Annotated in this window: 13 protein-coding genes; 7 read left to right on the forward strand and 6 right to left on the reverse strand. The window is 71.6% G+C overall.

Annotation, left to right across the window (positions count from 1 at the left end; genetic code table 11):
* Window positions 1-26: 26 nt before the first annotated feature.
* On the reverse strand, window positions 27-767 hold the full coding sequence (locus ACFTZC_RS19650; protein ID WP_382891333.1) for a SchA/CurD-like domain-containing protein: 741 nt from the start codon (window positions 765-767) through the stop codon (window positions 27-29).
* 39 nt (window positions 768-806) lie between these two features.
* Window positions 807-1,253, reverse strand: a complete 447-nt coding sequence (locus ACFTZC_RS19655; RefSeq protein ID WP_382891335.1) for an anthrone oxygenase family protein — start codon at window positions 1,251-1,253, stop codon at window positions 807-809.
* A gap of 273 nt (window positions 1,254-1,526) precedes the next feature.
* Between ACFTZC_RS19655 and ACFTZC_RS19660 the strand changes: the two genes are divergently transcribed.
* The 5 genes from ACFTZC_RS19660 to ACFTZC_RS19680 all read left to right on the forward strand — a co-directional run bounded on the left by ACFTZC_RS19660 (window position 1,527) and on the right by ACFTZC_RS19680 (window position 4,527).
* On the forward strand, window positions 1,527-1,994 hold the full coding sequence (locus ACFTZC_RS19660; RefSeq protein ID WP_382891337.1) for an anthrone oxygenase family protein: 468 nt from the start codon (window positions 1,527-1,529) through the stop codon (window positions 1,992-1,994).
* 34 nt (window positions 1,995-2,028) lie between these two features.
* Window positions 2,029-3,084 (forward strand): methyltransferase, encoded by a 1,056-nt coding sequence (locus ACFTZC_RS19665; protein WP_382891392.1) that lies wholly within the window; start codon window positions 2,029-2,031, stop codon window positions 3,082-3,084.
* A 66-nt stretch (window positions 3,085-3,150) separates the two neighbouring features.
* Window positions 3,151-3,900, forward strand: a complete 750-nt coding sequence (locus ACFTZC_RS19670) for an SDR family NAD(P)-dependent oxidoreductase (RefSeq protein ID WP_382891339.1) — start codon at window positions 3,151-3,153, stop codon at window positions 3,898-3,900.
* Between the two features lies 1 nt (window position 3,901).
* Window positions 3,902-4,213 (forward strand): antibiotic biosynthesis monooxygenase family protein, encoded by a 312-nt coding sequence (locus ACFTZC_RS19675; RefSeq protein WP_382891341.1) that lies wholly within the window; start codon window positions 3,902-3,904, stop codon window positions 4,211-4,213.
* Window positions 4,210-4,527 carry an antibiotic biosynthesis monooxygenase family protein gene (locus ACFTZC_RS19680; RefSeq protein WP_382891343.1) on the forward strand — a complete coding sequence of 106 codons (318 nt, stop codon included), beginning with the start codon at window positions 4,210-4,212 and terminating at the stop codon, window positions 4,525-4,527. The genes ACFTZC_RS19675 and ACFTZC_RS19680 overlap by 4 nt, the downstream gene beginning before the upstream one ends.
* Before the next feature lie 199 nt (window positions 4,528-4,726).
* Here ACFTZC_RS19680 and ACFTZC_RS19685 read toward each other — a convergent pair whose 3' ends face one another.
* The 3 genes from ACFTZC_RS19685 to ACFTZC_RS19695 all read right to left on the reverse strand — a co-directional run bounded on the left by ACFTZC_RS19685 (window position 4,727) and on the right by ACFTZC_RS19695 (window position 7,477).
* Window positions 4,727-5,728: a beta-ketoacyl-ACP synthase 3 gene (locus ACFTZC_RS19685; protein ID WP_382891345.1), complete on the reverse strand. Its 1,002-nt coding sequence runs from the start codon at window positions 5,726-5,728 to the stop codon at window positions 4,727-4,729.
* Window positions 5,725-6,825: a hypothetical protein gene (locus ACFTZC_RS19690; protein ID WP_382891347.1), complete on the reverse strand. Its 1,101-nt coding sequence runs from the start codon at window positions 6,823-6,825 to the stop codon at window positions 5,725-5,727. Before ACFTZC_RS19690 ends, ACFTZC_RS19685 begins: the two co-directional genes overlap by 4 nt.
* Before the next feature lie 148 nt (window positions 6,826-6,973).
* The gene (locus ACFTZC_RS19695; protein ID WP_382891349.1) at window positions 6,974-7,477 is read right to left on the reverse strand and encodes a MarR family winged helix-turn-helix transcriptional regulator; all 504 of its coding nucleotides are present in this window, start codon (window positions 7,475-7,477) and stop codon (window positions 6,974-6,976) included.
* 130 nt (window positions 7,478-7,607) lie between these two features.
* Between ACFTZC_RS19695 and ACFTZC_RS19700 the strand changes: the two genes are divergently transcribed.
* Both ACFTZC_RS19700 and asnB read left to right on the forward strand, forming a co-directional pair.
* Entirely contained in the window at window positions 7,608-8,072 is a 465-nt protein-coding gene (locus ACFTZC_RS19700) for a DUF6069 family protein (RefSeq protein WP_382891351.1), read from the forward strand.
* A 91-nt stretch (window positions 8,073-8,163) separates the two neighbouring features.
* On the forward strand, window positions 8,164-10,044 hold the full coding sequence (asnB, locus tag ACFTZC_RS19705) for an asparagine synthase (glutamine-hydrolyzing) (RefSeq protein ID WP_382891354.1): 1,881 nt from the start codon (window positions 8,164-8,166) through the stop codon (window positions 10,042-10,044).
* Between the two features lie 149 nt (window positions 10,045-10,193).
* On the opposite strand, the gene ACFTZC_RS19710 is transcribed toward asnB, so the two are convergent.
* Complete coding sequence (locus ACFTZC_RS19710; protein ID WP_382891356.1) at window positions 10,194-12,017, reverse strand: BTAD domain-containing putative transcriptional regulator; 1,824 nt, start codon at window positions 12,015-12,017, stop codon at window positions 10,194-10,196.
* Between the last annotated feature and the right edge of the window lie 63 nt (window positions 12,018-12,080).

A 12,080-nucleotide genomic window follows, 5' to 3' on the forward strand; every position in this document is an offset into this window, starting at 1 on the left:
TTCTTCCGTGTGCGGGTACGCCGGCGTCAGTCGACCCCCAGCGCCGACATGTGGGCGATCATCAGCATCGCCTGCTCGTGCACCAGCGCCAGATACGCGTCCGGGTGCTCGGGCCGCCCGGCGCCCTCCAGGTAGGGGGCCAGCCACCGTTCGGCGTCCCGGCCGTGGCAGCGCTCGGTGAGGTAGCCGACGACGTCGTACGGATGGCCGTCGTACTGGACGACCCGCACCAGGGTGTCCTCGTGCAGGAACAGCGCGGTGCGGATGATCGAGGGGTGTTCCGGCGCCAGCGTCAGGGAGGCCCGGCTGTTGGCGGTCTCGCGGGAGGCGGTCAGTTCCGCGCCGGCGCCGGGCCGCAGGGGGTAGCGCAGGGCGACGGTGCCGGCGGCGGGACGTTCGTCGGGGCTGTGCTGCTCCAGCACCGTCATCAGGCTGCGGTGGAAGTGGTTGCGGAAACCTTCGGGAGTCTCGGTGTCCCGCGGCTCGGTCAGATAGGTGCTGATCGCCCGCTCGGCCTCGTGCACTCCCTTCTGCACGGACATGTGCCGGGCGACCCGGGCGGCGCCCACACCGTCGTGGTGGATCACCCGGACCAGGACGTCGTCCTGGACGAACAGGCCGGTCCCCAGCAGTATCCCGACCGTTTCCCCCGCGGAATCCCTGATCACCGGGGAGTCGACCCGGCTGAAGTTGTACGGCGAGAAGACCTCGGTGAGCTCTTCCTCATGGCCGGGACGGACGCGGTAGGTGATGGCGTCCAGAGGCATGACGGTTCCTCCTGTCGGAATGTTCCGGACGTCACGGCGTCACCGGGCGGTGAGCACCGTGACGGTGACGACGACCAGTGCCAGGGCGGCCAGCGCGGTGCGCAGCCGGTGCCAGGCCCGCCACAGCGGGCGCGGGTCCTGCCAGGGGCCGTGCGCGGCGAGCGTGCTCAGCGAGCGGTTGATCGGCACGTTGCCGAGATGCGAGACCGCCTGCACACCGATGAGCAGCACGGAGACCAGCGGGAACAGCAGCTGCCCCGGCCCCTCGGCGAGGAAGGCCAGGGTGAACCCGCTGAGCGTGACCGCGTTGACCAGGAGCGGCATCAGCGGGTGATACCCCTTGCCCAGCAGGGCGTGGGCGCGCAGGTAGTCCGCGCGGTCCATGGCGGACATGGCGGGGCCCACACTGACCAGAACGGCCACGAACACGCCGGTGACGGTCCCCGTTCCGATCAGTACGACCCCGCTCAGCACTTCTTCGAGCATCACGACTCCCGGTCCCGCGGCCTTGGTTGGTGTGTGCCGGTCACCCTGCCCCGGCCTGCTCGATTCGCTGTGGAGCGGTGCTCGACCCATCCGTGCCCGCACGGACACCCCCGCGGACACGGATGGGACACCCACGCGGGCCGGCGCGCCCACCCCGGCCGTGATCGTCAAGCGGTCTTCGAGCCCGTTTCGACCGCAGGCTCCGAGAGTCGTGTCAGGCGTCCGCCGCACCGAGCGGCGACATGGTTCTGAAGGGTCCGGGAGGGCTGAGTCGTGGTCGATCCGGTTCGGATACTGCTGCCCCTGGCGCTGATCGCCGGCGGCCTCGCCGCCGGCGGCCTCGCCATATCCGTCCTCGCGGCGCCCCTGTTCACCACGCTGCCCACCCGGATGTACGTGCCCGTACACCAGGGACTCGTCACCCGCTTCGACCCGTTCATGCCGGTGTCGCTGGTCAGCTGTCTGCTGTGCGACCTGGCGCTGGCGGCCCTCGCGGACCGGACCGCCGTGCGCCTGCTCGCGGCCCTCGCCGCGCTGCTGCTGGCCGCCGCCATGACGGTGTCGCTGACCCGCAACGTCCCGATCAACCGGTGGCTGTCCACGCTCGATCCGCGGGACCTGCCCGCGGACTTCGACCGGCTCGACCCCCGGGAGCGGTGGATCCGCTGGAACCGGGTCCGCGGCTCGTTCGCCGTCGCGGCCCTGCTGACCAACGTCGCCGCGGCCGCCGTACTCCTGTAACCCGACATCCCGACAAGGAGAAGGTGTGGACACCATGACCGGAGTGGTCGGCCCGGCGATGACCGCCGCGCTGCCACCCCATGTACGGCTGCTGCTGCTCACCGACGGCAAGCGCGTCTCCCGGGTCCTGCACGTCGTCGCCGAACTCGACATCGCCGGGCTGCTCGCCGACGGCCCGCTCGGCGTCACCGACCTCGCCGGGCGGACCGGCACCCACGCGGACGCGCTGGGCCGCGTCCTGCGGGTCGCCGCGGCGTTCGGCGTCCTCGCCGAGGAACCCGACGGCCGGTACGCGCTCACCGAGGTCGGCCAGGCCCTGCGCGCCGACGTGCCCGGCAGTCAGCGGGACATGGTCCTCTACAACGGCGACGAGATGCTGTGGCGCTCCTACGGGGCGCTGATGCACACCGTACGCACCGGCCGCCCCGCGTTCGAGCATGTCTACGGCCACGGCTTCTTCGAGCACCTGGAGCGCGACCCGCGCGCGGGCGCCCTGTTCGACCGGGCGATGACCGGGATGAGCCGGGCCACCTCCCGCATGCTGCTGGACTCCTACGACTTCGGCCGCTTCCCCCGCCTCGTGGACGTCGGCGGCGGCCGGGGCCTGTTCCTCGCCGAGCTGCTCACCCGCCACGCCGGGGTACGGGGCACGCTCGTCGACCGGCCGGTGGTGGTGGAGGAGGAGGCGCCCAAGCTGTTCGAGGAGGCCGGCGTCAGCGCCCGCGTCGAGGTGGTGCCCGGCGACTTCTTCGGCGCGCTCCCGCCGGGCCACGACGCCTACGTACTGAAGGCCGTACTGCACGACTGGGACGACGAACGGGCGGCGGCGATCCTGCGCAGGGTCCGCGAGGCCCTCCGCGATGTGCCCGACGGGCGGCTGCTGATCTGCGAGTTCCTCGTCGGCCCGGCCAACGACTGGGACCGCGGCAAGCTGCTCGACCTGGACATGCTCGTCCGGTTCGGCGGCCGGGAGCGCGGCGAGGACCAGTGGCGCGCGCTGCTCGCGACGGCGGGCTTCGAGCTGGTGAACGAGCCGGTGGCGGGGCGCTGGGCGGTTCTGGAGTGCCGCCCGCTCCCCGACGGCCGGTGAACGGACCGAACCGAACCGAACCGACGCGGCAGAGGCCGCCGGCTCACGTAGATCACGGAGGACGGCATGGAACTTCGACTGGTCGGCAGGAACGCACTGGTCACCGGCGGCAGCCGGGGAATCGGGCGAGCCGTCGTGCTGGCCCTGGCCAAGGCAGGCGCCACGGTGGTCACCTGCTACCGCACGGAGGGCGAGGCCGTGGACAGCCTCGCCCGCGAGCTGAAGGAGATCGGGGGCGACCATGTCCTGGTGCGCGCCGATGTCGGCACCGCCGAGGGTGTGGAGCGCCTCCTCGACGAATGCCGCAGCCGGTTCGAGAGGCTGGACGTCCTGGTCAACAACGCGGGCGTGATCAGCCAGATCCCGTTCGCCCAGCTGCCGTTCGAGGAGTGGGAGCGGGTGCTGACCACCAACCTCACCGGCCCGTTCATGGTCGTCAGCAAGGCGCTTCCGCTGCTGCGCGAGGGCTCCTCCGTCATCAACATCGGCTCCCGCGGCGCCGTCGCCGGCATTCCGCTGCGCGGCCACTACACCGCTTCCAAGGCCGGTCTCGTCGGCCTCACCCGCTCGCTGTGCAAGGAGTTCGGCGGCAAGGGCATCCGCTTCAACGTGGTCGCCCCCGGCGTCATCGACACCTCCGAGCCCGACGAGCTGACCGACGAGCAGCGCGCCGCGTACGACGAGCGCTATCTGCGCATGATGGCCCTGGGCCGCTTCGGCCGCCCGGACGAGATCGCCGGCGCGGTGCTGTTCCTGGCCAGTGACCTGTCCACGTACGTCAACGGTGAGACCCTGCACGTCGACGGGGGTGTCTGAGATGGCCGCGGGGAACAGGCCGTTCCGGGTGCTGCTGACCGTACGGGTCAAACCGGGCATGGCGGCCGGCTTCGAGAAGGTCTGGGCGGAGGGCAGCGAGGAGGTCACCGCCCAGGAGGCCAACCTGGGGCACACCCTCGCCCGCAGCGCCCAGGAGGACGACGTGTACTACGTGGTCAGCGACTGGACCGACCGGGACGCGTTCCTCGCCTTCGAGAGCAGCCCGGGGCATGTGCTCCACCGGGAGAGACTGCACCCGTACCGCGAGAGCGGCTCGCTGGCGCTGATGCACGTGCTGGAGGACGGCCGATGAGCGCCGCCCCCGGCCGGGTACGGGTCCTGCTCCATCTGCGGGCCGAACCCGAGCAGGTGCCCGAGGTCGAGGAGGCGTACCACCTCATCAGCAAGGAACTCGCCGGCACTCCGGGCCTCCTGGGCAACGAACTGCTGCGCGACCTCACCGCCCCCGGCGGCTACGCCGTGCTCAGCGCCTGGGAGAGCATGGCGGCCTTCCGCTCCTGGGAGGAGGGCTCGGCCCACCGCGGTACGACGTCCCCGCTCCGTGCCTTCCAGGACCGCGGACGCCCGAGCCCCTTCGCCCTGTTCGAGGTGACGGCGGAGTACTGAGCGCGGAGTACCGGCCGCGGACACCGGGTCCGTACGACGAGGCCGCGGGGAGCACCGGCTCCCCGCGGCCTCGTCATGCGGGCCCGGCCGAGGGCACAAGGCCCTTTCGTACGGCACGTTCGCAGGACGCTGTCGTACGGCAGGAGAACGGGCGCCCGGACCGCCGACCGGCCGGGCGCCCGTTGTCGTGGGCCGCGGGTCAGGGGAGCCGTACGACCTGTCCCGCGTAGACCAGGCCGGCGCCGAAGCCGACCAGGAGGGCGAGGCCGCCGGAGGGGGCCCGGCCGGAGGAGAGGAGTTCCTCCATGGCGAGCGGGATGGAGGCGGCGGAGCTGTTGCCGCTGCCGACGATGTCCCGGGCGACGGCGGTGCGTTCGGTCAGGCCCAGCTCGCCCACGACGTGGTCGGTGATGAGCATGTTGGCCTGGTGCGGGATGAACGCGTCGAGCTGGTCCGTGGTGACGCCGGCCGACTCCAGCATCCTCCGGGTGGCGGGCACGAGTTGCTCGGTGGCCCACCGGTAGACCTTCCAGCCGGACATGGTGATGGCGGGCCTGTCGTCGGGCCGGTCGCCGTCGCCGTCGTGCCAGGGGGCGGTCATCCTCAGCGCCGCGTTGCGCGAGCCGTCGGCCTGCCAGACGACGGGGCCGATGCCCGGCTCGTCGGAGGGGCCGACCACGACGGCGCCCGCGCCGTCGGCGAACAGGAAGGCGGTGTCGCGGTCGTGGTGGTCGAGGATGTCCGTCATCCGTTCGGCGCCGATGACCAGCACGTACTCCGAGCGGCCGAGCCGTACCAGGTCGGAGGCGAGGGCGACCGCGTGGCAGAAGCCGGCGCAGGCGGCGGAGAGGTCGAAGGCCGCGGCCTGTCCGGCGCCCAGCCGGTGGGCGACCTCCACGGCGACGGCGGGCATCTGCTCCATCGAGGTGATGGTGGCCACGATGACCGTGCCGAGCCGGTCGGCCCCGATACCGGCGGCGGCCAGCGCCTTCTCGGCCGCCGCCGTCGCCATGCCGGGCAGGGTCTCCCCGGGTGCGGCGTAGCGGCGGGAGCGGATGCCCGAGCGGCGTTCGATCCAGTCCGGGTCGAGCCCGGTCCGTTCGGCGATCTCGCTGTTGGGTACCGACCGCCGGGGGCGGTACACGCCGACCGCGAGGAGACGGCTGTGCCGCAGGACCTGGGTGTCCTGAATCGCTGTCATGACTGTCCTTCCGGTACGGGCGAGCGGACGGGACGGGTGCGGGTGCCCGCGGCGGCGCGGCCCCAGCGGGTCAGGCCCCAGGGTTTGTAGGTCGAGACGGCTGTCATGAGGATCAGGGAGAGCAGCGCGACGAGCGCGGCGCCGCTCATCATCCAGCCGACATCGTCCAGTTCGCCGCCGCGGACGGGGGCGCCTTCGTCGACCAGGGTGTTGGCCTTCAGGATCAGCGGGTGGATCACGGAGAAGCCGAGGACCATCACACACATCGTGAGGAAGAACTTCGTGGCCACCCAGGTGCGCCGCAGCAGACTCCACTTGGTGCCCGCGCTCACCACGATCCCGCTGATGAGCGCGAACATGCTGGTCATGCCGAGGAAGATCTCGTCGAGCAGCGACATGGTGCGGTACATCGCGGCCTGCTGCGCGGCGTCGTGGGTGGTGGCACCGGCCACCGACATGGCGAACATCCCGGTCACCAGGCCCAGCCAGCCCACCGAGACGGCCACGTGCACGGTGAGGACCGCCTTGCGCATGCGCGGCGATATGGTGCGGCTTCCGGTGCGGACCGTGGCCATCCAGCGGTTCACGGAGGGCACGTACAGCAGCACCAGGCCGATGACGGAGGGGATCAGGCTGGCGACGGCGAGGCTCGCCTGGAGCGGGCCGACCAGCGGCCGGCCGCCGAGCTGGGCGAGGCCGAGGCCGGTGAAGAGCAGGCCCAGGGAGGTGAAGATCGTCAGCAGCACGCGTCCCCACTGGCGGCCTGCCCGCAGCATCTCGGCGAAGAAGCCGAACAGCGCGCAGAAGGCGGTGGTCAGCGCCAGGTCGCCGGTGGTGGCGGCGCCTGCCGCGTTCGTCTCGATCTGGTGTCTGATCTCGAAGACGTTGCTGGCGATCGCGGCGGTGGTCGCCACGATCACCATGGCGTAGGCCCAGCCGACGGCGGCCGGGGGCCGGACGGGCGGGGCCTCGGCGGCTCCCCGGGCGGGGCCGCGCCGGGCCGGGGACGTGGTGGCCGTCGCTTCGGTGGGGGGCGGGTAACGGTCACTTCGTGCCTTCGGGGCCTGTGGCCCTGTGGTCCGGTCGGTCGTGCTCACCGTCGCGCCTCCTTCTGGAACGGGCGCGGACGTCCCTGCAAGCAAGCAGCGGGATCACGACGCGCCGTAGATGCGGGGATCCGGTGCCGGTCCTGGCACTGGCACCGTCAGCGTCGTCGGGTGGTCTCGAAGCTCGCTCGAAGGGCGGTCAGCCGTCGGCGGCACCGTCCAGGGAGTGCACGAACTTGGTGAGCAGCCGGGCGAACTCCTTCTGCTCGTCGGGGTTCCAGCGCTCCAGGACGGTGGCGTAGAACGCCTGGCGGGTGCTGTGGGCGGCGTCCACCGCGTCACGGCCGGCCGGGGTGAGTTCCAGGCAGCTTCGCCGGCCGTCCTCCTGGGAGGCGACGCGGCGCACGAAGCCGGTGCGGACCGCGTCGGCGATGATCCGGCTGGCCCGGGACGGGTCGATGGCGAGCCGGTCCGCGACGAAGCCCACCGTCACGTCCTTGCTGCCCTCGCCGTTGCCTTCGTCGACCGCGTCGACCACGGCGAGCGTGCTGAGGTCGACCGGCTCGGACATGCCTTGCACCACAGGCCGCGCCAGCGTGCGCCGGGACTGCCGTCGGCGGATTCGTATCAACGCCCTTTCGACGGCGGTCAGCACCTCGGCAGGGGGCGTCTTCACGGCTTCGGGCTTCTCGGCGGCGTTCACGGATCCGAGGTTACCCGCATACATCTGGAACAGGCATTACTGGACTCCGGGCAGTCGTATGCTATTCTCACATATATGCTCCGCGCAATAATCCACGATCGACCGCCACCCGCTCCCTGAGGAGGACCGGATGCCCACACCCCCTGCCAACCCGGCCAACACCGCCGGCCGCACCGCGAACCCGATGCGCGTCCGCGCGCTCGCCGTCGTCGGCGCGGTGCTCGCCGACGCCCTGATCTGGCTCGTCGCCCACGGCCTGTTCGACCTGGACCTGCGGATCCCGGACGGCCCGGGTTCCACCTCCACCAGCGAGCTGCCGTTACCCGCCGTGATCGTCGCGGTCCCTGTCGTCTCCCTCCTCGGCTGGGGTCTGCTCGCGCTGCTGGAGCGCTTCGCACCCGGCCGCGCGCGCACCACATGGACCGTCCTCGCGGCCGCGGTGGTCCTGCTGTCCCTGTTCGCCCCGCTGTTCGCCGAGGGACTCTCCGCCGGCAACCGGGTCACGCTGGTTCTGCTGCACCTCACGGTCGGGGCGTTCCTCATCCCCGCCTTCCGCCGGACTCCCGCTTTCCGTGGCGGATCCGTACGGACGTGACCTCCGTTCCATCGCTCCTCCACGCCGTTTCGAGCGCTCAGGACGACGGTTGCCGTCCAGGCAACTCACCGGACACGGAAGGGGATTTCCCATGTGCGGCATCGCAGGCTGGGTCGTCCGCGAGGGCGGACCCCGAGAAGGTCCCGGGCTCCCGGAGGCCATGGCGCGGACCATGTCCTGCCGGGGCCCGGACGACCGGGGTGTGTGGCAGGACGGGCAGGCCACGCTCGTCCACACCCGGCTGGCCGTCATCGACGTCCCCGGCGGCCACCAGCCCATGACCGCACAGCGCCCCGACGCCCCGGCAGGCACGGAACCGCCGCTCGCGGTGCTCGCCTACAACGGCGAGGTGTACAACTTCCGCGAGCTGCGCGCCGAACTGACCGGCCGGGGGCACCGGTTCACCACCCGCGGCGACACCGAGGTGGTGCTCCACGCCTATCTGGAGTGGGGCGAGCGGTGTGTGGAGCATCTGGAGGGCATGTTCGCCTTCGCCGTCCGGGACCCGCGCCGCCGCACCCTGTTCCTCGCCCGGGACCGCTTCGGCATCAAGCCGCTCTTCTACGCGCTCACCGCCGACGGCCTCGTCTTCGCCTCCGAGCCCAAGACCCTCCTGGCCCACCCGGCCGTCCGGCCCACCGTCGACCTCGACGGTCTGCGGGTGCTGTTCTCCATGGCCCGCGCGCCCGGCGAGAGCGTCTACCGCGCCATCCGGGACCTGCCTCCGGGCCACACCCTCGTCTACGGCGAGAACGGCGCGGTCCTGCGCCGCTACTGGCAACTGGCGGCCCACCCGCACCAGGACGACCTCGACACCACGGTCCGTACCGTGCGCGAGCTGCTCGAAAGCAGCGTCTCCCGCGAGCTGGTCTCCGACGTGCCGCTGAGCGTGCTGCTCTCCGGCGGGCTCGACTCCAGCACCGTCGCCGCGCTCGCCGCCCGGGCTCTCCGGGCGGAGCACGGCACCCGGGTGCGCACCACCACCGTCACCTACAGCGGCTACAGCGACAACTTCCAGCCGGACCTGGTACGCAGCGCTCCCGACGCGCCCTACGCACGCGCGGTCGCCGAGCACATCGGCGCCGACCATACGGAGATCGAGCTCACCACGGCGGACCTCATCGCCCCCGCCGCCCGCCGCGCCGTGCTGCGCGCCCAGGACATACCCGCCCCCTTCGGCGACATGGACACCTCCACCTACCAGGCGTTCGCCGGCGCGAGCGGACATTCCAAGGTGGCCCTGACGGGCGAGAGCGCCGACGAGATCTTCGGCGGGTACAGCTGGGTGCACATTCCCGATCTGGCACACGAGGAGCAGTTCCCGTGGGTCGCCTTCGAGCAGTGGCACCCCGGCACCCGCGCGGGCCTGGGACAGGGGCTGCTCTCCCCCGCCTTCACGTCCCGCCTGGACATGGGCACGTATTACGCCGAGCGGTACGCGCAGGCCATGGCCGGCATCCCCCGACTGCCCGGCGAGGACCCCGAGGAGCGTCGCGCCCGCGAGGTCTGCCACCTCCACCTCACGCACTGGCTGCCCCGGCTGCTGGAGCGCAACGACCGGCTCAGCATGATCTCCGGTCTGGAGGTACGGGTGCCCTTCTGCGACCACCGCCTCGTGCAGTACGCGTACGACATCCCCTGGCGGTTGAAGACCTTCGACGGCCGGGAGAAGAGCCTGCTGCGGGCCGCGGCCGCGGACCTGCTGCCCGAGCAGGTGCTGGAGCGGCCCAAAGCCCCCTTCCCGGTGAGCCAGGACGCCACCTACACCAAGGCGCTGCACGAGGAGTTCGCGGAGGTGCTGGCCGATCCGGCGGCGCCGGTACGACCACTGCTCGACCTGGAGGCGGCCCGCGCGGTCATCACCCCGGAAGGCAAGGCAGCCGCCCAGGACTGGCTGCACCGGATGAACGTGGAGATGGTGGTCCAGGTCAACAGCTGGCTCCGGGAGCACGGCGACATCCTGGACCTGTGACCTGTGACCTGCGAGCCGCGACCTGCAACCCGCAACCCGCAACCTTCGAGCTGCGACGACCCACAGGAGAGCGCGCCGGGTGGCACCGGATCGGTCCCGGGAGCCACCCGGCGCGCCTCTCGGAGGGGCACCGTCCGTGCGTGGGTCCGTCAGGCGTAGACGGGCGTCACCTGCAGAGCGGTCCGCAACAGTTGCGGAATCCGGTACCGGAAGAAGGCCTCGGTGGGGGGACCGTCGACGGACAGCTCCACATTCAGCAGGAAGAGTTCGACGAGTTCCTCCAGTTCCTCCTCCGCCTCGATGGTGCTGCGCCCCAGCGCCGAGGCGACCTTCTCCACCGTCACCACCATCTGCGACCCCGCGGCGAGCTTGGCGAGCACCTCACGCAGAGCGGGGGCCAAGCAGCCGCTGCGGCGGACCAGATGGTCGCACGGGTGGGTGCGCTGGGCCGGGGCCGTCCGCTGCCGCTCGCGTTTCATCCAGTCGATGAGCCGCCACACCGTCCAGTGCGGACGCAGGGCCAGCAGGTTGACCGCCTCGATCACCGGCCCCGGCAGGTGATCGCACAGGTCGAGCAGCATCCACAGCCCGGGTTCGTCGGCCGGCTGCAGACCCCGCCCCAGGGTGGTGAGACACAGGTCCGCCGCGTCCTCCGCGCGCAGCGGGCCGATGTCCACACGGGTCCGGATCTGGCTGCTGGCCAGCCGGCGCAGCCCGACCACGAGGAGAGCGGAGCCGACGTCCGCGGGCAGCAGGTCGGTGATCTGGTGGCTCGCCGTCACATCGTCGACCACCAGCAGCACCCGGCGGCCCGCCGTCCAGGCGCGCAGCAGCCGGGCACGTTCGGCCCGCCCCTCCGGCAGGTCGGTGCGCCGGTGTCCCACGGCGGTGAGCAGATCGGCGAGCACGTCCTCGACCGGCCGGGACGCGGCCGGTTCGCCGAAGGAGACGTACAGCCGCCCGTCGGTGAAGACGTCTCCGAGCCGGTGGGCGACCGCAACGGCCACCGCGGTGCTGCCCGCGCCGGGCGGGCCCCCGACCGCCACACACATCGGGCCCTGGCTGTCGCCGTATTCGGTGAGCGCCTCGCGGACCTGGTCGCACTCCGTTCCTCTGCCGCTCAGCGGGACGTCGGCGGGCAGGGTCACGGGCGGTTCGCCACCCGGTGCCGGGTGCACGGTGACCGGCCCTTCCGGCAGGTCGAGCCGGCTGTCCCCGGCCAGCACCTGCTGGTGCAACCGCTGCAGTTCCGAGCAGGGTTCGAGACCGAGTTCGCGTGCGAGGACGGCGCGCAGCCGCTGGAACACCTCCAGCGCCTCAGGTCTTCGGCCCGCCCGGTGCAGCGAGAGCATCAGCTTGGCGTGCAGGGCCTCCCGGGTGAGGTTGTCGGCGGCCAGCGCGGTCAGTTCGCTGATCAGCTGGTGGTGGCGGCCGAGCAGCAGATCGGCGTCGATGCGCTGCTCCAGGACCTCGTAGCGCCGTTCCTCCAGTCTGATGGCGTCGATGCCGATGACCGGGCCGAGGGTCAGATCGCCGAGAGCGGGCCCCCGCCACACGGAGAGGGCCCGCTGTAACAGGTCGGCACCCTCGGCCATGCCGCCCTTCTCGATGGCGGCCCTGCCACGATCCGCGAGTTCACCGAACTCCTGGATGTCCAGGCAGCCGTGCGGTACGGAGAGCTGGTAGCCGCCGGGCGTGGTCACCAGCGCGTGGCCCGCGCCGCGGGAAGCGGACTGCTGGTCGGAGAGTCCGGGCAGCTTGCGCAGCTGGTAGATGTACGTCTGGAGAGTGGTCGCCGCGCTGGACGGCGGGTGCTCCTCCCACAGCTCCTGCACGAGTTGATGGAGCGGGACCGTGGCGTTGGCCCGCAGGGCCAGCAAGGCCAGTACCTGCCGGACCTTGGGTGCGGAGGGCGTGACATGCACGCCCCGGTGGACGACTTGAAGCGTTCCGAGCAGACCTATTTCGAGCACTGACCCTCCCGTTTGACTTGCATCGTTCTCTCGGTCTGATGCACTTCGTCGGTGCTGAAAGCG

Source organism: Streptomyces sp. NPDC056987 (assembly GCF_042673865.1).
GTDB lineage: Bacteria > Actinomycetota > Actinomycetes > Streptomycetales > Streptomycetaceae > Streptomyces.

Coding starts and splice junctions, on each gene's coding strand:
- ACFTZC_RS19670 (WP_382891339.1), top strand. CDS start 3,151: ATGGAACTTCGACTGGTCGGCAGGAACGCACTGGTCACCGGCGGCAGC.
- ACFTZC_RS19665 (WP_382891392.1), top strand. CDS start 2,029: ATGACCGGAGTGGTCGGCCCGGCGATGACCGCCGCGCTGCCACCCCAT.
- ACFTZC_RS19700 (WP_382891351.1), top strand. CDS start 7,608: ATGCCCACACCCCCTGCCAACCCGGCCAACACCGCCGGCCGCACCGCG.
- ACFTZC_RS19655 (WP_382891335.1), bottom strand. CDS start 1,253: ATGCTCGAAGAAGTGCTGAGCGGGGTCGTACTGATCGGAACGGGGACC.
- ACFTZC_RS19680 (WP_382891343.1), top strand. CDS start 4,210: ATGAGCGCCGCCCCCGGCCGGGTACGGGTCCTGCTCCATCTGCGGGCC.
- ACFTZC_RS19675 (WP_382891341.1), top strand. CDS start 3,902: ATGGCCGCGGGGAACAGGCCGTTCCGGGTGCTGCTGACCGTACGGGTC.
- asnB (WP_382891354.1), top strand. CDS start 8,164: ATGTGCGGCATCGCAGGCTGGGTCGTCCGCGAGGGCGGACCCCGAGAA.
- ACFTZC_RS19650 (WP_382891333.1), bottom strand. CDS start 767: ATGCCTCTGGACGCCATCACCTACCGCGTCCGTCCCGGCCATGAGGAA.
- ACFTZC_RS19685 (WP_382891345.1), bottom strand. CDS start 5,728: ATGACAGCGATTCAGGACACCCAGGTCCTGCGGCACAGCCGTCTCCTC.